The sequence below is a fragment of the Methylomonas sp. LWB genome, assembly GCF_001856095.1.
Classification (GTDB): domain Bacteria; phylum Pseudomonadota; class Gammaproteobacteria; order Methylococcales; family Methylomonadaceae; genus Methylomonas; species Methylomonas koyamae_A.
Window position 1 is genome coordinate 1 of the sequence record NZ_MKMC01000028.1, and the last position, 23,368, is coordinate 23,368.

Genomic DNA, 23,368 nt, shown 5'->3' on the forward strand with positions numbered 1-23,368 from the left:
ACCCAAACGCATTGGGTGTTATATGGTCAAGCCTCACGGGCAATTAGTACACGTTAGCTACGCCCATTACTGGACTTCCACACCGTGCCTATCAACGTTGTCGTCTCCAACGGCCCTTCAGGGGACTTAAAGTCCCAGTGAGATCTCATCTTGGGAGGGGCTTCCCGCTTAGATGCTTTCAGCGGTTATCCTGTCCGAACGTGGCTACCCAGCAATGCCCTTGGCAGGACAACTGGAACACCAGAGGTTCGTCCACTTCGGTCCTCTCGTACTAGAAGCAGCTTCCCTCAAATCTCAAACGCCCACGGCAGATAGGGACCGAACTGTCTCACGACGTTCTGAACCCAGCTCGCGTACCACTTTAAATGGCGAACAGCCATACCCTTGGGACCTGCTTCAGCCCCAGGATGTGATGAGCCGACATCGAGGTGCCAAACACCGCCGTCGATATGAACTCTTGGGCGGTATCAGCCTGTTATCCCCGGCGTACCTTTTATCCGTTGAGCGATGGCCCTTCCATACAGAACCACCGGATCACTAAGACCTACTTTCGTACCTGCTCGACTTGTCCGTCTCGCAGTCAAGCACCCTTATGCCTTTGCACTCATTGCCTGATTTCCGACCAGGCTGAGGGTACCTTCGTGCTCCTCCGTTACTCTTTGGGAGGAGACCGCCCCAGTCAAACTACCCACCAGACACTGTCCCTAATCCAGATAATGGATCGAGGTTAGAACTCCAAACATACCAGGGTGGTATTTCAAGGTTGGCTCCACGAGAACTGGCGTTCCCGCTTCAAAGCCTCCCACCTATCCTACACAAGTAGGTTCAAAGTCCAGTGTCAAGCTATAGTAAAGGTGCACGGGGTCTTTCCGTCTAGCCGCGGGTACACTGCATCTTCACAGCGATTTCAATTTCACTGAGTCCCAGGTGGAGACAGTGTGGCCATCGTTACGCCATTCGTGCAGGTCGGAACTTACCCGACAAGGAATTTCGCTACCTTAGGACCGTTATAGTTACGGCCGCCGTTTACTGGGGCTTCGATCAAGAGCTTCGCTTACGCTAACCCCATCAATTAACCTTCCAGCACCGGGCAGGCGTCACACCCTATACGTCCACTTTCGTGTTTGCAGAGTGCTATGTTTTTGCTAAACAGTCGCAGCCACCGATTTTTTGCAACCGCCTTACGCTCCATCCGCGAGGGACTTCACTTATCAACGGCATACCTTCTCCCGAAGTTACGGTATCATTTTGCCTAGTTCCTTCACCTGGGTTCTCTCAAGCGCCTTAGAATTTTCATCCCACCCACCTGTGTCGGTTTAGGGTACGGCCACTTGTAACCTGAAGCTTAGAGGTTTTTCCTGGAAGCAGGGCATCTATCACTTCGCGTTTCTTTCGAGACACTCGTCATCACGCCTCAGCATATAGCATCCCGGATTTGCCTAAGATGCCTGCCTACACGCTTAAACGGCCACTTCCAACCGACCGCTGATATAGCCTTCTCCGTCACCCCATCGCAGTTACAACTGGTACAGGAATATTAACCTGTTTTCCATCGACTACGCCTTTCGGCCTCGCCTTAGGTGCCGACTAACCCTGCGTCGATTAACGTTGCGCAGGAAACCTTGGGTTTACGGCGAGGGGGTTTTTCACCCCCTTTATCGTTACTTATGTCAGCATTCGCACTTCCGATACCTCCAGCCGACTTCTCAATCGACCTTCGCAGGCGTACGGAACGCTCCTCTACCACTCACGCAAAGCGTGAATCCGTAGCTTCGGTACTATGCTTAGCCCCGGTAAATCTTCCGCGCAGACCGACTCGACCAGTGAGCTATTACGCTTTCTTTAAAGGATGGCTGCTTCTAAGCCAACCTCCTGGCTGTCTGTGCCTTTCCACATCGTTTCCCACTGAGCATAGATTTGGGGACCTTAGCTGACGGTCTGGGCTGTTTCCCTTTTCACGACGGACCTTATCACCCGCCGTGTGTCTCCCGTGCTGACACTTGCTGGTATTCGGAGTTTGCATCGGGTTGGTAAGTCGGGATGACCCCCTAGCCGAAACAGTGCTCTACCCCCAGCAGTGATACACGAGGCGCTACCTAAATAGCTTTCGAGGAGAACCAGCTATCTCCGAGCTTGATTAGCCTTTCACTCCGATCCACAACTCATCCCCTACCTTTTCAACGGGAGTGGGTTCGGTCCTCCAGTGTGTGTTACCACACCTTCAACCTGGTCATGGATAGATCGCCCGGTTTCGGGTCTACACCTTGCGACTCAACGCCCTATTAAGACTCGGTTTCCCTACGCCTCCCCTATTCGGTTAAGCTTGCCACAAAATGTAAGTCGCTGACCCATTATACAAAAGGTACGCAGTCACCCCACGAAGGGGCTCCCACTGCTTGTACGCATACGGTTTCAGGTTCTATTTCACTCCGCTCTCCGCGGTTCTTTTCGCCTTTCCCTCACGGTACTGGTTCACTATCGGTCAGTAAGGAGTATTTAGCCTTGGAGGATGGTCCCCCCATATTCAGTCAACGTTTCACGTGCGCCGACCTACTCGATTTCACTAAAAAAAGGTTTTCGTGTACGGGGCTATCACCCTGTATCGCCGGACTTTCCAGACCGTTCCACTAACCTTATCCTAGCTTAAGGGCTAGTCCCCGTTCGCTCGCCACTACTTAGGGAATCTCGGTTGATTTCTTTTCCTCCGGGTACTTAGATGTTTCAGTTCTCCGGGTTCGCTTCAGTGAGCTATGTATTCACTCAAAGATGACGAGGTTATCCTCGCCGGGTTTCCCCATTCAGACATCGCCGGATCACAGGTTGTTTGCCACCTCCCCGACGCTTTTCGCAGGCTACCACGTCTTTCATCGCCTCTTACTGCCTAGGCATCCACCGTATGCGCTTATTCACTTGACCATATAACCCGAATACGTCTGTATTAAGGTTTTTAGTCGCTGACATGTTCGCTGATGTTGCTTGAGAACGTTTTACGGAGGTTTTGGGCCGCTTTCTTTCGAAAGCCGCTGGCTACCGCCCGCAACTCGTTTTTAAGTATTGATCGTTAGCCGATCAAGACTTAGGTTACAGATTTCCATATTGTTAAAGAGCGTATTGATACGAATATCAATGCTATCGAGCCTTGGGTTATTAACCGAAAAGCTGTATAGCGTTGATGTTGATATCTTGGCTTAAGATCGACGTCACGTGATGGTGGAGCCAGGGAGGATCGAACTCCCGACCTCCTGCGTGCAAGGCAGGCGCTCTCCCAGCTGAGCTATGGCCCCGAATAGATTCAGACTTTCGCCTTTTCGTTAGTTGGTGGGTCTGGGAGGATTTGAACCTCCGACCTCACCCTTATCAGGGGTGCGCTCTAACCAACTGAGCTACAGACCCAGGTGCGTCTTTCAATCGAAATAATTTGTTGTGAGTACGTGTGACAGTGTTCTGTCTTTGTAAGGAGGTGATCCAGCCCCAGGTTCCCCTAGGGCTACCTTGTTACGACTTCACCCCAGTCATGAATCACAAAGTGGTAAGCGCCCTCCCGAAGGTTAAACTACCTACTTCTTTTGCAACCCACTCCCATGGTGTGACGGGCGGTGTGTACAAGGCCCGGGAACGTATTCACCGCGGCATTCTGATCCGCGATTACTAGCGATTCCGACTTCATGCAGTCGAGTTGCAGACTGCAATCCGGACTAGGATCGGCTTTTTGGGATTTGCTGGCTCTCGCGAGTTTGCTGCCCTCTGTACCGACCATTGTAGCACGTGTGTAGCCCTACCCATAAGGGCCATGATGACTTGACGTCGTCCCCACCTTCCTCCGGTTTATCACCGGCAGTCTCCCTAGAGTTCCCGACTTGACTCGCTGGCAACTAAGGATAAGGGTTGCGCTCGTTACGGGACTTAACCCAACATTTCACAACACGAGCTGACGACAGCCATGCAGCACCTGTCTCTCGGTTCCCGAAGGCACCAAGTCATCTCTGACAAGTTCCGAGGATGTCAAGGGTAGGTAAGGTTCTTCGCGTTGCATCGAATTAAACCACATGCTCCACCGCTTGTGCGGGCCCCCGTCAATTCATTTGAGTTTTAGCCTTGCGGCCGTACTCCCCAGGCGGTCAACTTAATACGTTAGCTCCACTACTAAGTTCTTTAAGAACCCAACAGTTAGTTGACATCGTTTACGGCGTGGACTACCAGGGTATCTAATCCTGTTTGCTACCCACGCTTTCGTACCTCAGCGTCAGTTTTAGTCCAGGGAGCCGCCTTCGCCACTGGTGTTCCTTCAGATCTCTACGCATTTCACCGCTACACCTGAAATTCCACTCCCCTCTACTAAACTCTAGTTGCCCAGTATCAAATGCAGTTCCCAGGTTAAGCCCAGGGCTTTCACATCTGACTTAAACAACCGCCTACGCACGCTTTACGCCCAGTAATTCCGATTAACGCTTGCACCCTCCGTATTACCGCGGCTGCTGGCACGGAGTTAGCCGGTGCTTCTTGTATAGGTAATGTCAGTCTACCGGGTATTAACCGGCAGGTATTCCTTCCTATTGAAAGTGCTTTACAACCCTCAGGCCTTCTTCACACACGCGGTATTGCTGGATCAGGCTTTCGCCCATTGTCCAATATTCCCCACTGCTGCCTCCCGTAGGAGTCTGGGCCGTGTCTCAGTCCCAGTGTGGCTGATCATCCTCTCAGACCAGCTATGGATCGTCGCCTTGGTAGGCCTTTACCCCACCAACTAGCTAATCCAACATAGGCTCATCTATTAGCGCCAGGCCCGAAGGTCCCCGGCTTTCATCCGTAGATCGTATGCGGTATTAGCGTGAGTTTCCCCACGTTATCCCCCACTAATAGGCAGATTCCTATGCATTACTCACCCGTCCGCCACTCATCCGGGTGCAAGCACCCTTCAGCGTTCGACTTGCATGTGTTAAGCATACCGCCAGCGTTCAATCTGAGCCATGATCAAACTCTTCAGTTTAATAATGCTTGATACTAAATAAGATTAGCATCCAATCTTGGCTCGACTACAGAACGTCGTTTCTTGCGAATTGACGTGGATTCTCTGCGCCGATAATTTCTAACAGAAACGTATCGCCACACATACCCACACAAATTATTTCGATTCATCTTGTTAAAGAGCCAGAGCATCTCGCCCTGTTGAGCCGACATATTCTACAGAACTTTCAGAAAGTGTCAACACTTTATTTTCGAAGCCAGAAACAAACAACTTCCGAAAAACCAGCCACCACAACACTACCGCAAGCCCGGCAAACCCTGCCGCTCTTCGCCACTAACCCAGTCAGTAACGAAGAGCCGCTCATTATAGCGGTTTTCTAATTCGCGTCAAGCGTTATTTCGACGCGAGCAAATTTACGCTTACCAACTTGGTAGACATGGTTGGTGTCGACCGGGATAACGGCTTTAACGTCTTCTATTTTTTCTCCATCGATTTTCACGGCGCCTTGCTTGATCAGACGCATCGCTTCCGAAGTGCTATCGACCAACCCGGCGTTTTTCAACAAATTGGCAACTGGAATCCCAGCCGCATCGACCTTCAACCCCACGGACTGGATATCATCAGGCAGCGCGCCGCGTTGAAACCGGGCTTCGAAAGCTTCCAATGCGGAGACCGCCGCTGCCGCCCCATGAAACCTTTCGACGATTTCCTGGGCCAGCGCGACTTTGTGATTACGCGGATTCTCACCGGCGGCGCAGGCTTGTCGTCGTGATTCGATTTCCGCCATCGGCCGAAAACTCAAAAGTTTGAAATAACGCCACATCAAATCGTCGGAAATCGACATCAACTTACCAAACATGTCATCCGACGCATCTGCTATGCCGATATAGTTATTGAGCGATTTGGACATTTTCTGAACGCCGTCCAAGCCCTCCAAAATAGGCATTGTCAACACTACCTGCGGCTTTTGACCATATATTTCCTGTAACTGGCGCCCTACCAACAGGTTAAATTTTTGGTCAGTTCCTCCCAGCTCGACATCCGCCTTCATGGCGACTGAATCGTAACCTTGAATCAACGGGTAGAGGAATTCATGGATAGCAATCGCTTGACCACTTTTGTAGCGCTTACTGAAGTCGTCCCGCTCCAGCATTCGAGCTACGGTATGCTTAGCCGCCAACTGGATCAACTCGGCGCTGGTCATCGCACCCATCCAGGAAGAGTTGAACTTGATTTCGGTTTTTTCGGGATCGAGAATTTTGAAAACTTGGGCTTGGTAAGTCTTGGCGTTCTCCACCACCTCTTCCCGACTTAACGGCTTCCGCGTAACGTTCTTGCCGGTAGGATCGCCGATCATCGCGGTAAAATCGCCGATCAAGAATTGCACCTTATGCCCGATATCCTGGAACTGTTTGAGCTTGTTGATCAGTACGGTGTGACCAAGATGTAAATCCGGTGCGGTGGGGTCGAATCCAGCCTTGATCGTCAACGGCCGACCCTCTTCTAATTTTTTCAGCAAATCCGCTTCCAGCAAAATTTCGTCAGCGCCGTAACGCAGTTGAGCCAAAGTTTCCTGCAACAATTTCCCCTCCCGGTAACCTTAAAGTTTGGGGGCGCATTATATGATGCAATTGTACGTGAGGATAAAAAATGCCCGTTTATGGCAGTTAACGACGAAATTGCCTACAATGAGACGCTCGACAAACAATGAAAAGTGATTACTGTGCAGAACAGAATACTCAAGTCGGCGCTACTCGGCGTCTACACCGTTGTTGCCGCCGGCGCAAGTTACGGACTAATACCGCATAGAACCTTCGAAGATAAAAGGACGCTTGAACAAGAAGCCCTGATCTCCGCAAAAATCAACCAGTATACGAATTACGTCGAGCCTGCTCCCGAGCAGCCTTTGGACGTCACGGAAGAACTTGAACATACCGTCCGATCCGGCGAAAGCTTGTCATCTATTTTCTCCGACTTGAACTTAAGCCGCGAAGACCTGCATAAAATCGTCCATGCCAACGCCACAGGCAAACAATTCGCCGATGTTGCCCCCGGTAACGACGTGGTGGCCACCCTAAACGCCGATGGCGAACTGGAACGACTCACCTATGCAAAAACCCCCTTCGAAACGCTGATTGCGACTCGACACGACGACGAGTTCGATGTCGAACTGCTCAGCAAAAAAGTCGATTACCAACTCGCCAGTGCCAAGGCGACTATCCACGCATCATTATTTGAAGACGGCACCCGCGCCGGGCTGCCTGAGAAACTGATTTTAAAACTGGCCGACATTTTCGCCTGGGATATCGATTTCGCGCTGAATTTACGGGAGGGCGATCAATTTACCGTGGTTTACGAAAAACTCTTCGTCGACGGTAAGGAATTCGACAGCGGCGACATTCTCTCGGTAGAATTCGTCAACCAGGGCAAGGTCTATACGGCGGTACGCTTCGAGGACAACCAAGGCAACACCGGTTACTACACCCCCGAAGGCAACAGTCTGCGTAAAGCCTTCCTGCAAACGCCGATGGATTTCGCCAAAATCAGCTCGCACTTCGATTTGCACCGCAAACATCCCATCCTGAACACGATACGCGCCCACAAAGGCGTCGATTATTCGGCGGCGACGGGCACGCCGATTAAGAGCACCGGGGACGGCAAAATCATTTTCAAAGGCGGCAAGAACGGCTACGGCAATGTGGTGGAAATCGAACACGGCCAAAAATATTCAACCCTATACGCCCATCTGTCCGGCTTTAAGTCCGGTTTAAAAACCGGCGGTTCGGTGAAACAGGGCGAGGTTATCGGCTATGTCGGCAGCACCGGTTTAGCGACCGGCCCACATTTGCACTACGAATTCAGGATCAGCGGTGAACACGTCAATCCTCTAACCGTCAAACTGCCTCATTCCCTTCCCATGGACGCTACGGTACTCGCCAAATTCAAGGCGCAAACCCAACCCTTGCTTGCCCAGCTCAAACAAGCGAAAGGCGAAGCTCAGTTCGCCCAAAATTAAGCCCATGCCCGATCTATATATCGGCTTGATCTCCGGAACCAGCGTCGACGGCATCGACGCCGCGCTGGTCGATTTCAGCGACGGCGCCATCCGTCTGATCGCGTTTCACTATCAACCCTTCGGCGAAGAACTCCGCAACGCCATTTACCGGATTAGCCAGCCCAATCAACCGGTATACTTAAAAGAATACGGCGAACTGGACTGCAGACTCGGCATATTATTTGGGGACGCGGCAACCGCCTTGCTGGCGAAAGCCAACATAGACGCCAGTAGCGTCAACGCAATCGGCAGCCACGGCCAGACGATTTACCATGCGCCGGAACCGCCTTTCCCATTTACACTGCAAATTGGCGATCCTAATATAATCGCGGAACGCACCGGCATCACAACCGTTGCCGACTTGCGCCGCCGCGACATCGCCGCCGGCGGTCAGGGCGCACCGTTAGTACCGGCATTTCATAGCGCGGTGTTCGGCGACTCGACGCAAACGCGAGTAATCGTTAATATCGGCGGCATCGCCAACATCACAGTTTTAAACGATCAGCCGGTAATCGGTTTCGACACCGGCCCCGGCAACGGCCTAATGGACTGGTGGTGTCAACGGCAACGCCAACAAGCCTACGACGCAGACGGCGCGTGGGCCGCGACGGGCAATGTTCACGCCGGTTTACTCGCCGCCTTGTTGGATGATCGATATTTCCGCTCGCCCCCCCCAAAAAGCACCGGCAAGGAATACTTCTCTAGCGCTTGGCTAACGGAAAAACTCCAACCATTCGGCGACTTACCGCCGCAAGACGTGCAGGCCACGCTCTGTCAATTCACCGCCGACTCGATTGCCGCCGCAATCCTCGCTTGGGCAGCCGAAACGAGACAAGTGCTGGTGTGCGGCGGCGGAGCGCATAACGGCCACTTGATAGGCTTGTTGGAAAAAGCGTTAAACGTACCGGTCGAATCGACCGCGAGATTCGGCATCGACCCAGATTGTGTCGAAGCGATGGCTTTCGCTTGGCTGGCGAAACGAACCTTACAAAACCAAGCAGGGAATTTACCCAGCGTTACCGGCGCGAAAACGCCGGTAACGCTGGGCGGAATTTATCCGGGCAATAAGCGTTAAGCGGAAAACGACGATCCGCAACCGCAAGTGGTCGTCGCGTTGGGGTTCCGAATGACAAATTGCGCGCCGGACAAATCTTCTTTGTAATCGATCTCGGCGCCTTGCAAATACTGGATACTCATCGAGTCGATCAACACCGTGACGCCGTCCTTCTCGATTTGGGTATCGTCGTCGTTGATGTCCTCGTCAAACGTGAAGCCGTATTGAAACCCCGAACAACCGCCGCCGGAGATATAGACCCGCAACTTAAGGTTATCGTTACCCTCTTCCTGGATCAGGCCGGCAACCTTCCGCGCGGCATTATCGGTAAATACAATCGCATCAGCCATAATTTAGACTCTTCAGTGACTACAAAATAGGTAATGGATTATGGCTATACCCAGTAATTTAGTCAAGATTACCCAATATCGCACCGCTAGCCGTTGCGCCCCTAACCTCCAGATAACTAGAGCACTATGATCATCACCTTACTTAGACACGCCGACGCCGAGCCGCAACGTATCGGCATCGCCGACGCGGACCGTCACATCACCGAGAAGGGCGAGAAGCAAATCAAACGCCTAGCACGATTCTGCCTCCGCAACCGCCTGTTGCCGGGTTGCCTGTACGCCAGCCCGTTGGCAAGGGCGCAGCAAAGCGCCAAACTGCTACATACGAATCTGACCGGGTGTCCCACACCGCGCACCGTACCCTGGCTAACTGGCGACAACGACACTCGCACGTTACTTCAAGAGCTGACCAAACTCGCTGAAGAATTCGACGATATCTGGCTGGTCGGACATGAGCCGAGTTTTTCCGACGTTATGGGCCAATTGCTTAGCACCTCACCCGCCAACGTGATTGTCAAAAAAGCCTCGCTAATCCGCTTGGAGATTACGTTCGCCGAACCGGCGACCGCCACGCTATTGTGGAGTATTCCTTCTGCCTTGATGCATTGACCTCAAGCGATCAACAAAAAACGGACTCTGTTCAGGCTGAACCGATATTCCACTCCCGCTTGAACAGACTAAATAAATCATCTTCCATCAAAATCGAATACTGAACTCCGTTAGGCCACGGACGGCTATATCGGTACTACGCTCCACCCATCGTTTCGCCGGTAGCCTTTTCCAACAATCGATGGCATAGTTTTATTACATTCAAGTTGGCGCCATTCCCCGCAAAGTCGCTGACCAACAGGTTAAGGAACACACCTCATCATGAATAAAACCCTCGCCATCGATGAACCGTTGACCTGGCCCACCGAAACCGCCACCACGGTTTCAATCAACCCGTCCCTGGTCGGCAAACTCTACGATGACCACTATCAGGACTTGCAACGCTATCTGCGGCGGCATTGCCGCGATCGCGAATCGATGGAGGTGATATTGCAAGAAGTCTATTTGAAGTTGTTGGAAATGGACGATTTAAGCGCGATTCAAACGCCTGGCGCCTATCTGGTCCGCTTGGCGCGAAATTTATTGATCGATCACTATCGCCGCCAACAGCGCGAGAGTGGCCGCTGGGTTGACGACAGCGAGGAGGTCTGGGAAAACACCGACGCCGGCTTCGACCATGAAACCGACCTGCATTACCGGCAACAGTTGGAAACCTACGAGCGCCTATTACAACAACTGCCGCCGCCGATTCCCGATGTGGTCTATCTGAACCGTTATCAAGGTGTCTCGCTGGAACAAATCGCCAAGCGCTACGGTAAGTCCAAAAGCTGGGTCGAAAAGACCATTGCGAAAGCGCTGCTGTATTGCAAACAGCACATGCAGGATTTTTGAACGTGACGGATTCCACTTACCGGCCAATCGACGCCGACGCCATCGCCAACGAAGCCGCGCAGTGGGTTGCCCGGCTGGAATCCAGCCGGATGGACGAACACGAGCGCCGTGCCTTCATGGCCTGGATCAAACAGTCGCCGGAACACCGCGCCCGATTTTTTGAGATGCGCAAACATTGGCAAGCTCTGGGCAGCGCCAGCGGCGCGGTCCGGACGCGGGACGCAGCCTTTCGCGCTCCGGCACTCCGCTACGCGGCAGCGATTTTACTGGCGGTCGGCCTGCTAAGTTGGCATTTCAGATTGCCGGACCGGCTGCAAGCCGATTTCACGACCGGGTCCGGCGAGTCCAAAACCGTACAGTTGAGCGACGGCAGCGCGCTGTATCTGAACGCCGACACCGCGCTAGCGGTAGCCTTCACCCCGCAAGGCCGACAAATTCGACTGTTGCGCGGCGAAGTCGAGTGTTGGGTCACGCACGACAGCCATCGGCCTTTCTTCATCGTTGCCGGTCCGGATCGCGTCACCGCGCTGGGTACCGATTTCAGTGTCTACCGCGACTCGGGGCAAACCACGGTATCGGTGTTCGAAAGCACGGTACAGGTTGAGCACGCCGACCATCTGGTCGGCGTATTAAACCCTGGCCAACAACAACATCTCGACGATGAAACCGGTGCCGCTCCGCTGGTGAATGGCGTCGGCGACGACGCCCGCGCCTGGCGATACGGCCAATTGGTGTTTACCGCCAAGTCACTGCCCGACGTAGTCGCGGAACTGAACCGCTACCGGCCCGGCAAGCTGGTTTTAATGAATAGGACGGCCGCCCAACGCAAAGTCAGCGGCGTTTTCAATATCAACGACCTGGAAACCGCGATCCAGACCATTGCCAACACCCAGCAACTACGCACGGTTCGCTTGGGCGCTTGGCTGACGGCGATCTACTGAGCGTATCCAAAAAAATTCCGCAAATATTTACGACCCTACCCCCGTCGTTTCGTCAGTGTAAAAGAAGGCCTACTTCGAGGCTAACCGAAAGGAAACGACACCGATGACTCAAAAACCACTATCGCCGCTATTTTGCCTATTGTGCGCCGCGCTGCCTGCTTCGCTACCCGTGATCGCCAGCTCCGAACCGGTCCAGTCCAGCAGCCAGGGACCGCAAGACTTCGATCTGCCATCCCAAACCCTGGGCGAGGCCCTCAAGGCTTTCAGTCGCCAAACCCGCTTGCAATTGTTTTACGACGCGGAATTGGTCGCCGGCAGAGTCAGCCCCGCGCTTCATGGGAGTTTTACGCCAAGCGCCGCGCTACAAAAAATCCTGGAGAACAGCGGGATTCGCTATCGCCTGGAAAACGGGAACACGCTAATTTTGGAAAAAGCGGCGACCAAGCCCGATCAGCCGCAATCGGCAAATACACTGCCCTCGGTCAACGTCGTCGGCCAAGCCGTACATTTGGACGCCACCGATCCTTATAACGAAGATTACGTGCTGCCGAACGCCACCAGCGGCACCAAGACCGATACACCGATCATGGAAACACCGATGAACGTACAGGTGATTTCCAAGCAGGTGTTGAAGGATCAGCAGGTGATTAATCTCGGCCAGGCCTTGAAGAATGTCAGTGGTGTGACCACGGGTAGCTTTGCTTATGGCACGGGGAATGCCAACGTCGCCAACCAGCAAATCACCTTGCGGGGCTTTGCCTCGGAAACCTTCTTTCGTAACGGCTTTAGGTTGCAACAAGGCTCGGCCCAGCGTGAAATGGCTAACGTGGAAAGTGTTGAGGTCCTGAAAGGTTCGGCGGCAATTTTATACGGCTTGGTCGAGCCGGGCGGCATGGTCAACGTCGTCACCAAACAACCGTTGGCAACCCCCTATTATTCCGCCAGCCAACAGTTCGGTTCTTATGATTTATATCGGACTGTATTGGACGCCACAGGTCCGCTGACCCAAGACGATACCTTGCTTTATCGCACGATTTTTTCGTATGAAAACAGCAATTCCTTTCGCGACTTGGTATTCAATGACAGCGTGTTTTTCGCGCCTTCGCTCAAATGGAATATCAGCCCCAAAACCCAGGCAATGCTGGAATTGGAATATCAGCATAAAAAGTTTGGTGCCGACACTGCGGCAGTGCCGGCTATAAACGGCCAGCTCCTGAATATTCCCAATAGCCGTAATTATGGCGAATATTCGCCCGGCCAGACGGATACCATTTTCGTTGGCATGAATTGGTCACACCAATTCAACGACGATTGGTCAATTAAGCATCGGATATCGGCCAATTTGAACGATAGCTTTATTCCTGTAAACAGTTACCCCATTTTCAATCTGGCTGATCCCGCGACGTTGGCTTTATTTCAAAGTTTTGCTCTTGGCCCCATCACGCCTAATTCTGTTCCACGATTGTCTTACATAAACCAGAAAAACAATAATGACACCTACTCCACCAATCTTGATCTGGTCGGGCATTTCGATACGCTGGGACTGAACCATACCCTGTTGTTCGGGGGCGACTATTACCGCCTTGACTCTAGCAGTAGCTCCCAGACCGATATAGGTTCATTTTTCAGTTGGTATGGGGGCGGTCCCGAACCTTCGAATATTGATGCCTTCAACCCCCTCCATCCCGGCAGAAATTATCCACCGACGGTCGATCCGACCAGTTATTACAAAACCGTCACCAATACCGACCAATACGGCCTTTATGTCCAGGATCAGATCAAGCTACCTTATAACTTTCACGTGATGGGCGGTATTCGTTACCAATACATCCATCAGAGGCCGTCGTAAAACCCCAGTTTTTCGTTCCAACCCTCAAAAACCGGCCCTATTTTCCTGGACCAGCCGAGATCCGTGGTGGGTTGCGGGCAAATGCCAAAAATGCAATATGCGCGCAAACCAGCCCGCCATCCAGCGCAGCCATTGATATAGAACGCTAAAAATGGCAACAGCCAAGGCGCGACCCAGGTTGTATGCCATGGCATGCAAGGCGAACTCGACTTTGACGCCGGCCAAGCCCTTGCGGCGAAAGCGGTTTAAACCCTGCCGGCCCCGGAGCTGACTAAAAACGGGTTCCACCATCGCTTGGCGCTGCCGGTAGCGCTGGCGCGGTTCGGGCTGGGTCATTTTCCGGCGCAGGGCGTCTTTTTGGTCATCGCTGGCATAGCGCTTGAGTGTGCGACCGCCCTTGCCACGGATACATTGGCTTTTCAGCGGGCAATCGTTACAGGCGTCACAGGTGTAGACGGTATAAGCCCGGCCGCGTTTGCCGCCGTTGCAGGTGTGATGCGGGGTCAGCCGTTGTTGGTTCGGGCACAGATAGCTATCATCGTCGGTTTGATAGATGAAGCGGCTTTTGGGGATTTGTTTGTCCGATTGTTTGTTCCAGTCTTCGCCTAGGCTTTGGCCTTCTGGACAGAGCAGTTCGATGCCGCGTTGCTCGGTCGCGTCCAGGATGCCGTCGCTGAAAAAACCAGAGTCGAACAGGGCGGTTTCGACCAGGCCCAGGGCTTGGGCGCGATCCAATAAGGCCGGGATGACTTCGGTTTCGCTGGAGGGATGCACGTCGCAAGCGACGATGACCCGGCTATCGTTGGCCAATACCGTTGGCTTGTAACTGCCACGGAAGTCCTTGGAATTCTTTTGCGGTTGCAACACCGCCTCCGGTTCGTTGCTTTGCACTTGAGTCTTGGCGGGGTCCTTGCCCTTGGCGGCCTGTTTTTGCTGACGCGCCGTGAGCTCGACTTGCGCCTGTTCCAGCACGTTCAATCGCTGCGCAGCGGCGGTATCGCTTGGATGGGCCCGTACCGTTTCCTGTGCTTGGACCAAGGCTTGCTGGAGCGCTTCTTCCCGCATCAATTGAAACCGCGAGGACATGGCTTCGATGATAGTGCCGTCGCCGGCCAGCGTGGTCGTCCCGGAGCCGGTGACTTTCAAGACCTGACGGGTCACGCCATCGAAAAACTCGGTCGTCAACAGGGTTTCGTGTTGACGCACAAACCGGCCGATGACCGAATGATCCGGCATGATGCCGCCGCTCAACCACCAGCAACCCACGTCGGACCGGGCCAAGCGCTCCAGATCGCGCAAACTGCTCAAGCCTTGCAAAATCCCATACAGAATGATGCCGACCATCGCCCGCGGCGCATACGGCGGACGCCCGCCGGGCTGGTAACGGACTTCAAAGTCCGCGAAGGACAACGATTCCAACAGAGGACGCAATTTCAGCGGCGTGGTTAAGCCGGTCTGTTGCAGATGTTCGCGCAACGGCTTGCCATTGATCGACAATCCGCGTGGATCGGGGGCTTCGAAACGGATGTAGGGCTTTCCAGAGGCGGATGGGGCGATAGACTCGGGCACCTCTTCAATCACGACGTCATCGAATAGCGAAGATTGCCGGCTGCTACACAAGGTTTTGACGGGTCTACTGATCGATTCGGCTGTCACGACTGATTTCCGGCGGGTTGGCGTGCGGATATTTTATCGTATCTCGTGTGGGCTAGCTTTTACGACAGCCTCCATCAAAAGCAGTCATCGCAAAACTACACCGGCACGGTGACTTCACAAGATCCAACGACCCAAGATGCGGTGACACCGCGCGTCGGGATCCTGTGGCAACCGCAAAGTTGGCTCAGCCTTTACGCCAACTATGTTGAAGGTTTTGGCGCCAACTCCGGCAGAGCTTATGTCAGTCCAGGTATCAGTAAAACAATTGACCCAACCAGTGCTACTCAATATGAAGGAGGCGTAAAAACCGAGTTCTTCGACGGTCGTTTGCGTGCAACTTTGGCGTATTACGACTTAACCAAAACAAATCTCGCTTCAACCGATCCGAATGTGTCGCATATATGTGGTGGCGGACCCTGCCAACTTGCAGTTGGTGAAGTGCACAACCGAGGTCCAGAACTGGATATTCAAGGCGAAATCTTGCCGGGCTGGAGTGCGATAGCCACTTACTCGTATACGGACACCACTATCAGCAAAACCAATCCGGAAAATGAAGCATTTTTGGGCTTGTATCCGGTCGGGACTCGCTATTGGGGCGTACCGCGCAATACCGCCAGCCTTTTCAGTACTTATGAATTTCAGAGCGACACACTGAAAGGCTTCAAATTGGGTGGCGGAGTTAATCTGCAAAGCAGTCAATTGACGTGCTGTCTCGCGCCGCAATTTACGATCCCTGGCTATGCAACCGTTGATTTGCTGGCGGCCTACAGTATCAAGGTTGGAAAAACCAAAGTCAGTGCTCAGTTGAATGTGAATAACTTATTGGATAAATATTATTTCACCGGCGCCGGTTTTGACAGTCCAAGCATCATGTTTCCAACCTTCGGTCAACCACGATTTTTTATGGGATCAATCAGCATTCAATATTAGACCTAGCAAAACGGAACGCCACGTTGGTCCCGCCCTTGGAAGACGGCGGGCGTTCTGCGCCATAGTATGCCGGCAGCTAGCAAACAACAGCACCGCGGACATCGATTGCGAATCGGCGTATCTCGTTGGCGCGGCGACAATTTGCGGTGTACCATGCGTCGAGAATTCACGCATTCACTAGCCGCATCCATCCCAACCCATGAACGACTTGGCAAGGCACAGGGTTCAGTGCCTGATAGAAACCCACCAGAAGGATTTGCAGGCCATGTTGCGGCGGCGCCTGGATTGTCCGCAGGATGCCGCCGACGTGGCCCAGGAAGCCTATCGGCGCCTGTTGAAGATCATCCCCGCTCAAGACATCCAAAGCCCCAAGGCCCTGCTGTTTCATATCGCCGGCCAATTAGCCGTCAACGTACTGAACCGCCGGGACTGGCACGACGCCAAACACGACGGCGACGCGGCACTCGAGGAGCAAACCAGCCGGGACCACAATCCCGAACAACAATTAAGCCTGTCGCAAACTCAAGCCGTGATCCGCGCCGCAATCGACGCCATGCCGCCGCGCCGGCGCGAAGCCTTCGTACTGCATCGCTTTCATAATCACACCTACCCGCAAATTGCCGACATCCTTGGCATTTCGGTCGCTATGGTGGAAAAGCACGTCAGCGCCGGCCTGCTGACTTGTCGGCAGTACCTGCAAGATGCCGGCTTGCTGGAACCATGACATGAATCGCCACGGCATTTTAGCGACGCGCAATGACTCGACGGCGGCCGGCAATGTCTGACCACCCCAGCGCGCCATCGCCAGCCGAGGCCGCCAGCGTTTGGTTTGCCCGACTGCGTTCGCCGGGTTGCTGCGCGGCGGACCGGCTGGAATTCCAGCGCTGGCTAGCCGCCGATCCGCACCACCGCCACGAATATCAAACCCTGGAAACGCTGTGGCAAGCCATGAGTCCGTTGCAGTCGGTCTATGCAGGTCCGCTGAGCCGTAAACCCGTCCGCCGCGCCGCCGCCAACCGTTTTTATCCTGTCGGTATCGCGGCGGCGCTGCTGTTGGCGGTTGGCCTTCTCTGGCGAAGCCCTTATTTCGGCGAGCACTATCAACACTACCATACCGACATCGGCGAACGGCTCAGCGTGACCTTGGCCGACGGCAGTTTGTTGGAATTGAACACCGCGACCGACGTCACGGTTCGATACGGCAAAGGCCGGCGCGAGTTGGAACTCGAACGCGGCGAACTGTTCGCGCAAGTCGCCCACCAACCCTGGCGACCTTTCGTGGTCAAGGCCGACGGCGGCGAAACTCGCGACATCGGCACCCAATTCGCAGTGTATCGAGGTCCGGAATCCACCACGGTCAGCGTGTTCGAAGGCGAAGTGGAAGTCCGCTCCGGCGCGGATGCCCAAGCGCTCGCCACCTCCTCGCTGCGCAGCGGCGAGCAACTGGCCTATAGCGCATCCGGGCGCCAATCCGCACCGATCGCCATCGACATTGAAGCCCGTCAAGCCTGGCGGCGCGGCGAAATCATCTGGCGCGACCAAAGCTTGGCCCAGGTGGCCGCCGAAATCGAGCGCTACCATCCAGTCCGCATCCAACTGGCCTCGCCCGGACTGGCCAGCCAACGCATCAGCGGCGTGTTCAAGGCCGACGACCTGAACGGCATCGTCTCCGCCATCGCCGCGTTGCTGAACGCCGAGGCGCGCCGGCCATCGCCGGAGGTCGTGGTATTTACCGAAAACCGACAACGCTTGTAACCGCTTAACGCAAAGCGCAATTTTGCCTCTCGGCGGAATTCAATTTTAGCGATCGCAATTTCAGAGGCGGACGTCGAATCGGTAGTGGTGTTCGCGCTGCTTTATTTAAAGCAGAGTTGGATGGCAAATAATGGCATGGACTGGTTTCAGCGAAGGTTGGATAATGCGGTTTATCAGCGATAAGAAGGGCCGTTCGTCACCGACGAACATCCGGCGTTTTCAGACCTCGTGAATCCACTTTGGATATAATTGTCATGACAACGTCTGACGGCTATACTGCTCTCCTCTGTGTATAGGAGGCATTATGGCTATTCAATCGACTCGCACCACCAAACTTGACCTGCGATTATCGCCCGAAGCCAAGCAGACCTTGAGCGCGGCAGCCCAGGCAGCCCATTGCTCGGTCAGTCAGTTTGTATTGGCGAGTGCCTTGGCACGCGCCGCCGAAACGCTTACCGAGCGACAACGCTTTGAACTCAATGCCGAGCAATGGGAAAAATTTATGTCCGCGCTCGATGCGCCGCCACAACTTGTACCCCAGATTCAACGCTTGCTTCGCGAGCCGAGCCCCTTTGATCTGCCGACGACCGAATGACGGGGTTTCGGATTGAGAAGCTACGGCGCGATCATCCCGTTGATCGCTTTACCTGTGGGCACGAGGAGCTTGACCGCTTTCTGATTCGCTATGCCCTCGGCAACCAGCAAGCCAACGCTTCGCAAACGTATGTCGGTCTACATGACCAGGACGTCATTGGCTTCTACAGCCTGGTTGTGGGCGAAGTCGCTTTTAACGATGCGCCGGAGCGCTTGACCAAAGGCTTAGCCCGTCACCCTGTGCCGGTCATGTTGTTAGCGCGGCTGGCCGTGAGCACCGCCTGGCAAGGCCGTAAGATTGGTTCAGGCCTGTTAAAAGACGCGATGCTGCGCACGTTGCAGGCTGCCGACATTGGCGGTATTCGTGCTTTTGCGGTTCACGCCAAGGACTCCCCCGCAAAACGGTTCTACGAGCGGTTTGGTTTTGCCCCCTCACCGACAGATTCATTGCACCTCTACCGTCTCATCAAGGATTTGCGCCGTTCTCTCGAACAGTAACAACGTATTCCGATTAAAACCGCCAGTCGTTCCGATCGCAAAGCCGCCACGGGTTACAATTCAAACCCCGCCAGATTTTGAATGTCTGTGATCGGCCAATAAGCGACATTCAATTATTTCATCAAATGGGCAGTTGCTAGCCATAAAGCTGTCAAACAAGGTCGATTTATGAATAGACTTTGTGAGTTTAAAATCGCAAACTATAGCTACATGTTTTTTAGGGGGCAATCTGCAGATATTTCTGCTTACCCGCATGAATCAGAAATGTTTAATAAAAGCTAGAAAGCAAAAGAGATAAGAGAGTGTATTTTTGAAAACTTTACAACTTCAGCCACTATGGATTCAGCGGTTATTTGTTAACCTAGTGGAGATGCTTAATGTTCTTCAGAAAATTTAAAAAATATAAACCGTGAAGTTATTCAGGTTTTTTGATTCTAACAGGTTAGTGCAAAACTATTTTTCAGTCTTAAGAGAAATTATATTTAGTGCAGGCAAAACATAACTGACTACTAGATATTGATTAAATTCTGAAATATTGTTTTTAGCTAACCAAATAATGAACAGTAATTGTATTCAGTGATATATTGATCATTATTTCCGTATAATTATTAAATGCTTACATTGCAACATAAAAAAATGATTTCAAAAAAAGTATTGTTCTTGCTGTTGTTTGGATTTGGATGTTCTAAGCAACATATCAATTCACAATATGCTGCAAATGACTATAGTCAAAATAAATATAAGTACTATTCACAAGCACAGCCAAACAGTACATTGAAGAGCGCTATTTCACCAGTCAGTATCGATAGATGGGAAAGTATTCTTCCTTTGAATCGTTATGAAAGGACAGCAACATGGATGCTGGATAAATCGACTGATCTTTCAAAACAAGCAACAGTGCTATTGAAAAATGGAGCAGATGAATCAGTATTGAATTTATTAGTACAATCCATGACGCTATCAATTTATGGTTCAGAGTTAACTACAAATGAAGATAAATCAAAGCTTGCCGATGCACAAGCAGCCATGAGAAGTGCCTTGGAAAGCAAAGGGGTTGATTTTAAAATAATAGCATCATCACTTGATAATCTGAAAATTGCTTTTAAACGTGAAATTCAATACATACTTGAAGCCGAACCAGTCACAATCGAAGGAGCTAACCAGTATTTTGACACAAAACTAATACCGAACTGCAGTGCTGATGGAATTTGTAATTCTTTTGTTTTAGAAATAAAAAATAAATCTGATAAAAATATCGAGTTAAACTGGAACAAAACACTTTATATTCATAACGGCCAAACCTCTGGTGGTTTTATGTTTGAAGGTGTTCTTTATGCTGAAAGAAACAATCCAAAATCGCCGGATATCCTTTTTTCAAAAAGTACTTTTTTAAAGGAAATATACCCAAATAATCTTGTTGAATATGTTTCAGGAAGGCACGGTAGTTGGAATAATAAAGTTTTCCCATTAGGTGAGAACGGTATATTTTTGACTTTGGTAATAGATGATAAAGAAGTTACACAAAAACTTACTACACGGGTACTTGAACGACAGGTTGTAGTTAATGTGCCATAATCTTTGAAGAAAAAAATCAAAATAATATTTTAAGATATGAGGAATACGTTGATCTATGTTGTCGTATTTAGCGTTTTAACTAATTCAATAACTTGTTTAGAATCTTTATTTTTCGATCCAGATTATATTCTCTAATTTTGTTAACTAAAAATATAAGTAGCCAGATAGCAATTACTATGAAAATGATAGAAAAAGCAACCTCTGAATATGCTCCTGAAAAGTAATGAAAATTTTGAATCAATGAATAAATTGAGGTTTTTCTAATTATAAGATAAAAAATGCACCAAATAAAACCCATAACTGATGCGAACAACAAAAGGTTAGAAATTGGTGATCTGGCTTCATTTTTTGCCCTTTCCCAATCATGTTTAAGCAAAAGCGAAATTTTCGTTTCCAAAACGGTGAAACGTTCATAATTTGGCTCGGAGCATAGTTCGGTTATGCACGTTAATATTTGCTTATCTAAGATATGATTGGGGTCTGGATTCAGACTAAGCTTTAAATAAGTTGATGTCATCCTTGTTTTATTTAGACGTTCTCCATTTAATTTTGGCAAATTCACTGCTTCACTCAATAAGCACATCGTTTCCTTTATCTTCTCCCTCCATTTGGCTCTTTCTTCAGTTATGTATTTAAGTGCAATCGTTTCTTGATGCGATTTTCTGGTAAAAAAAACAGTTACTAGTGCTGCTAAAACACTAGAGCTTAAAAATATTGTTACAATATTAACTATTTCCAATTATTATATCCCTAAGGCATTACTTAAGTTAAAAAAATATTATGCTTTAAAACAGCAAAAGATCTGATAGATAATTAACTCAATAGCGACAAAAATAATTCATTTATAACGACTTATAGTATGTACGAAAAGTACTTATAAAATAGAATTGCTTTTTATAATTGAATTGGAGAAATGTAAAATTTATTGCCTTACTTTCACTATCATTAACAGATTAGTGAAAAACCATGCACTAGACAATAAATTTAACTGAAAGAATTTTTTACTTAGTGCCAAATCTAACCTTGCAGCGCTAAATATAGTGCTATATTGATTGCAAAAAATAGTTTTTCACCAACCTGTTAACAGGTTGTTGAAAAAATGAACTTATCCGTTAGCCAGGTACTATATACAGTACAAATCATAGATGTAGACCGCTATATCTAGTGATGGAAAATTTGATTTTTGCAAAAATCAACAGCCTGTTAAAGACTTATTTATTTCTTAGGCAGGTTACCTAATTATAAAATTTAGGGCGAAAATATTTAAATCAACAGCACAGCTGTTTCAATCCACTAACTATATAACACACTCAAGGCATTAAAACTCACCTACGATATCGATAAGGATCTGAATAAGAAACGCTACTCACTCTGCCATCCATAAAGGTTATCATTATTTGACTAACCGTGTTTGCAAGAACTTTATATTCCAAATGATTATAGGTCCAAACATCAATTTTATTTGCTCCCATATAGCTTGTATGTGTCGAATCTGGCTTTCCATAGCGTTCGACAATAGTATTTTGAGAAAATCCAACCAAATTTGGCCGTTCCTTTGCTAAATTTTCTAATTTTGGGGTAATCGCGCAAGCCGATAATGTAAATGCGATGAAAATATAATATACTAAGGTCAGTCTCATTTAATCTCCATTTTGATTGAGTAATTACCTGTATGGGTTCTTAGATTGGTTCAATCTCTACAACCCCCTGTAAGCCCGCGTAGATCCGATTAGCTACCCCGGAATCTTAACTTCGAATTGTGCAATTCGCAAGCTAACCGCACCAATATACTGAATGGCAACTTAGGAACCCATTTCTGTCACCGCAATTTACACCTCATCTGACAACAATGGGTCGATCTCGCTCATTGCGCCCACGCCGTTGCTCCGTCGGAGCGCCAACGCTATCCACCAAAACTTCGACGAACCTTACCGGCACCGTAACTTGTCGATCGCGGCGCTTGGCGAGGCGAGCGTCGGCGCGACGGACCCGGAGCTACAGGTTGCCGAGCCAGAAGGTTGCCACCGATCTGGCGGATTCTTGCTCGATCCTTCGCGGTTGGGGCGAATCGAAGCTGTTCAGGGTCTTTATCACTCGACGAGTTACCATTACAACACCGAACAATCCATTGCGGACACGGACCGAGAACATCGAGCGACGCCTGATCAACAGGCAAGCTTCTAATGCAAACACCGAGTGACGCGTGTTTAACAGCGGCGCTCCGCAACTCGACACCGGACATCCGCCGATGAACAGGCGACGATCTCGATTAAACATCGAGCCGTCGCTGATTAACAGGCAGCCGTCTCTGCCAAACAGCGGCGCGTGTCCGATCAACAGTGGCGCTTGCGTGTTAAACAAGCGGCGCCCACTGTCCATATTAGAAGACCGCGTGTTCAGCGTGAAGGTCTACACCTTCGTCGCGGAACCCTGGATGTTTAATTGGCGACACTGCGTGTTGAGATAAGAACGCTGCCGGTATCAACGGCAACATAGCCTGTCGCGACGACACCGCTGCCGATCGAACGCGGACACCTGACTGCTCAAACCGCACTGCGGCGGGTTTCGATGGGAACGGTGCGATTTATCGGCGGCACCGGCAATGAAGGTCATGCAAGCCCGGAATTATTTCCCCATCAAGACGGTGTCGTAAAAGTCGAAACAGAACCCTCTCCCGCAAGGAGAGGGGCTTTTACGACACCCTC

18 protein-coding genes, 2 tRNA genes, 2 rRNA genes and 1 pseudogene are annotated in these 23,368 nt (G+C 51.0%); 13 read left to right on the forward strand and 10 right to left on the reverse strand.

What is annotated here, in order from left to right; translation table 11 throughout:
- Positions 1 to 22 precede the first annotated feature (22 nt).
- From BJL95_RS13390 to tyrS, 5 genes are all read right to left on the reverse strand, one after another.
- Positions 23 to 2,916, reverse strand: a 23S ribosomal RNA gene (locus BJL95_RS13390).
- Positions 2,917 to 3,208: 292 nt separating this feature from the next.
- A tRNA-Ala gene (locus tag BJL95_RS13395) sits at positions 3,209 to 3,284 on the reverse strand.
- Between the two features lie 32 nt (positions 3,285 to 3,316).
- A tRNA-Ile gene (locus BJL95_RS13400) sits at positions 3,317 to 3,393 on the reverse strand.
- A 60-nt stretch (positions 3,394 to 3,453) separates the two neighbouring features.
- Positions 3,454 to 4,987 (reverse strand): 16S ribosomal RNA (locus BJL95_RS13405).
- The 16S and 23S rRNA genes sit together here with 2 tRNA genes alongside, the layout of an rRNA operon.
- Positions 4,988 to 5,342: 355 nt before the next feature.
- A complete protein-coding gene (tyrS, locus tag BJL95_RS13410) occupies positions 5,343 to 6,545 on the reverse strand; it encodes a tyrosine--tRNA ligase (RefSeq protein WP_071158651.1) in 1,203 nt (400 codons plus the stop codon).
- Positions 6,546 to 6,689: 144 nt separating this feature from the next.
- Between tyrS and BJL95_RS13415 the strand changes: the two genes are divergently transcribed.
- Complete coding sequence (locus BJL95_RS13415) at positions 6,690 to 7,982, forward strand: peptidoglycan DD-metalloendopeptidase family protein (protein WP_071158641.1); 1,293 nt, start codon at positions 6,690 to 6,692, stop codon at positions 7,980 to 7,982.
- Positions 7,983 to 7,986: 4 nt separating this feature from the next.
- On the forward strand, positions 7,987 to 9,096 hold the full coding sequence (locus BJL95_RS13420) for an anhydro-N-acetylmuramic acid kinase (RefSeq protein ID WP_071158643.1): 1,110 nt from the start codon (positions 7,987 to 7,989) through the stop codon (positions 9,094 to 9,096).
- On the opposite strand, the gene erpA is transcribed toward BJL95_RS13420, so the two are convergent.
- Positions 9,093 to 9,425: an iron-sulfur cluster insertion protein ErpA gene (erpA, locus tag BJL95_RS13425; RefSeq protein WP_064030567.1), complete on the reverse strand. Its 333-nt coding sequence runs from the start codon at positions 9,423 to 9,425 to the stop codon at positions 9,093 to 9,095. The two genes, BJL95_RS13420 and erpA, sit on opposite strands and share 4 nt — an antisense overlap.
- A gap of 126 nt (positions 9,426 to 9,551) precedes the next feature.
- On the opposite strand from erpA, the gene BJL95_RS13430 reads away from it, so the two are divergent.
- From BJL95_RS13430 to BJL95_RS13445, 5 genes and pseudogenes are all read left to right on the forward strand, one after another.
- Positions 9,552 to 10,034: a histidine phosphatase family protein gene (locus tag BJL95_RS13430; RefSeq protein WP_071158645.1), complete on the forward strand. Its 483-nt coding sequence runs from the start codon at positions 9,552 to 9,554 to the stop codon at positions 10,032 to 10,034.
- A gap of 261 nt (positions 10,035 to 10,295) precedes the next feature.
- Positions 10,296 to 10,865, forward strand: coding sequence for an RNA polymerase sigma factor (locus BJL95_RS13435; protein WP_071158647.1), 570 nt, complete (start codon positions 10,296 to 10,298; stop codon positions 10,863 to 10,865).
- A gap of 2 nt (positions 10,866 to 10,867) precedes the next feature.
- Complete coding sequence (locus BJL95_RS13440; RefSeq protein WP_083386023.1) at positions 10,868 to 11,806, forward strand: FecR family protein; 939 nt, start codon at positions 10,868 to 10,870, stop codon at positions 11,804 to 11,806.
- 103 nt (positions 11,807 to 11,909) lie between these two features.
- Positions 11,910 to 12,227, forward strand: a pseudogene (locus BJL95_RS26055) (STN domain-containing protein); the annotation flags it as partial.
- Between the two features lie 3 nt (positions 12,228 to 12,230).
- Complete coding sequence (locus BJL95_RS13445) at positions 12,231 to 13,655, forward strand: TonB-dependent siderophore receptor (protein ID WP_254786799.1); 1,425 nt, start codon at positions 12,231 to 12,233, stop codon at positions 13,653 to 13,655.
- 24 nt (positions 13,656 to 13,679) lie between these two features.
- Here the strand turns inward: BJL95_RS13445 and BJL95_RS13450 are convergent, their stop codons facing one another.
- On the reverse strand, positions 13,680 to 15,311 hold the full coding sequence (locus BJL95_RS13450) for an IS1182 family transposase (RefSeq protein ID WP_175463649.1): 1,632 nt from the start codon (positions 15,309 to 15,311) through the stop codon (positions 13,680 to 13,682).
- A 45-nt stretch (positions 15,312 to 15,356) separates the two neighbouring features.
- Between BJL95_RS13450 and BJL95_RS23980 the strand changes: the two genes are divergently transcribed.
- From BJL95_RS23980 to BJL95_RS24715, 6 genes are all read left to right on the forward strand, one after another.
- Positions 15,357 to 16,241, forward strand: coding sequence for a TonB-dependent siderophore receptor (locus tag BJL95_RS23980; protein WP_254786689.1), 885 nt, complete (start codon positions 15,357 to 15,359; stop codon positions 16,239 to 16,241).
- A 199-nt stretch (positions 16,242 to 16,440) separates the two neighbouring features.
- Entirely contained in the window at positions 16,441 to 16,965 is a 525-nt protein-coding gene (locus BJL95_RS13460) for an RNA polymerase sigma factor (RefSeq protein ID WP_083385665.1), read from the forward strand.
- A 53-nt stretch (positions 16,966 to 17,018) separates the two neighbouring features.
- Positions 17,019 to 17,996, forward strand: coding sequence for a FecR domain-containing protein (locus tag BJL95_RS13465; RefSeq protein WP_071155993.1), 978 nt, complete (start codon positions 17,019 to 17,021; stop codon positions 17,994 to 17,996).
- A gap of 304 nt (positions 17,997 to 18,300) precedes the next feature.
- Entirely contained in the window at positions 18,301 to 18,591 is a 291-nt protein-coding gene (locus tag BJL95_RS13470; RefSeq protein ID WP_071155995.1) for a DUF1778 domain-containing protein, read from the forward strand.
- Positions 18,588 to 19,088: a GNAT family N-acetyltransferase gene (locus BJL95_RS13475; protein WP_071155997.1), complete on the forward strand. Its 501-nt coding sequence runs from the start codon at positions 18,588 to 18,590 to the stop codon at positions 19,086 to 19,088. The genes BJL95_RS13470 and BJL95_RS13475 overlap by 4 nt, the downstream gene beginning before the upstream one ends.
- Before the next feature lie 612 nt (positions 19,089 to 19,700).
- The gene (locus tag BJL95_RS24715) at positions 19,701 to 20,663 is read left to right on the forward strand and encodes a hypothetical protein (RefSeq protein ID WP_139306138.1); all 963 of its coding nucleotides are present in this window, start codon (positions 19,701 to 19,703) and stop codon (positions 20,661 to 20,663) included.
- Positions 20,664 to 20,742: 79 nt separating this feature from the next.
- Here BJL95_RS24715 and BJL95_RS23985 read toward each other — a convergent pair whose 3' ends face one another.
- The 3 genes from BJL95_RS23985 to BJL95_RS13485 form a co-directional block, all read right to left on the reverse strand.
- Positions 20,743 to 21,402 carry a hypothetical protein gene (locus BJL95_RS23985; protein WP_083385669.1) on the reverse strand — a complete coding sequence of 220 codons (660 nt, stop codon included), beginning with the start codon at positions 21,400 to 21,402 and terminating at the stop codon, positions 20,743 to 20,745.
- A 586-nt stretch (positions 21,403 to 21,988) separates the two neighbouring features.
- Positions 21,989 to 22,303 (reverse strand): hypothetical protein, encoded by a 315-nt coding sequence (locus BJL95_RS24720; protein WP_139306139.1) that lies wholly within the window; start codon positions 22,301 to 22,303, stop codon positions 21,989 to 21,991.
- Between the two features lie 355 nt (positions 22,304 to 22,658).
- Positions 22,659 to 23,024: a hypothetical protein gene (locus tag BJL95_RS13485; RefSeq protein WP_139306140.1), complete on the reverse strand. Its 366-nt coding sequence runs from the start codon at positions 23,022 to 23,024 to the stop codon at positions 22,659 to 22,661.
- Positions 23,025 to 23,368: the final 344 nt, after the last annotated feature.

Bases quoted from the DNA above. Each gene is read 5' to 3' on its own strand.
- BJL95_RS13435 (WP_071158647.1), top strand. From the start codon at position 10,296: ATGAATAAAACCCTCGCCATCGATGAACCGTTGACCTGGCCCACCGAA.
- BJL95_RS13475 (WP_071155997.1), top strand. From the start codon at position 18,588: ATGACGGGGTTTCGGATTGAGAAGCTACGGCGCGATCATCCCGTTGAT.
- BJL95_RS24720 (WP_139306139.1), bottom strand. From the start codon at position 22,303: ATGAGACTGACCTTAGTATATTATATTTTCATCGCATTTACATTATCG.
- BJL95_RS13465 (WP_071155993.1), top strand. From the start codon at position 17,019: ATGTCTGACCACCCCAGCGCGCCATCGCCAGCCGAGGCCGCCAGCGTT.
- erpA (WP_064030567.1), bottom strand. From the start codon at position 9,425: ATGGCTGATGCGATTGTATTTACCGATAATGCCGCGCGGAAGGTTGCC.
- BJL95_RS13470 (WP_071155995.1), top strand. From the start codon at position 18,301: ATGGCTATTCAATCGACTCGCACCACCAAACTTGACCTGCGATTATCG.
- BJL95_RS24715 (WP_139306138.1), top strand. From the start codon at position 19,701: ATGCTTACATTGCAACATAAAAAAATGATTTCAAAAAAAGTATTGTTC.
- BJL95_RS13420 (WP_071158643.1), top strand. From the start codon at position 7,987: ATGCCCGATCTATATATCGGCTTGATCTCCGGAACCAGCGTCGACGGC.
- BJL95_RS13460 (WP_083385665.1), top strand. From the start codon at position 16,441: ATGAACGACTTGGCAAGGCACAGGGTTCAGTGCCTGATAGAAACCCAC.
- BJL95_RS13430 (WP_071158645.1), top strand. From the start codon at position 9,552: ATGATCATCACCTTACTTAGACACGCCGACGCCGAGCCGCAACGTATC.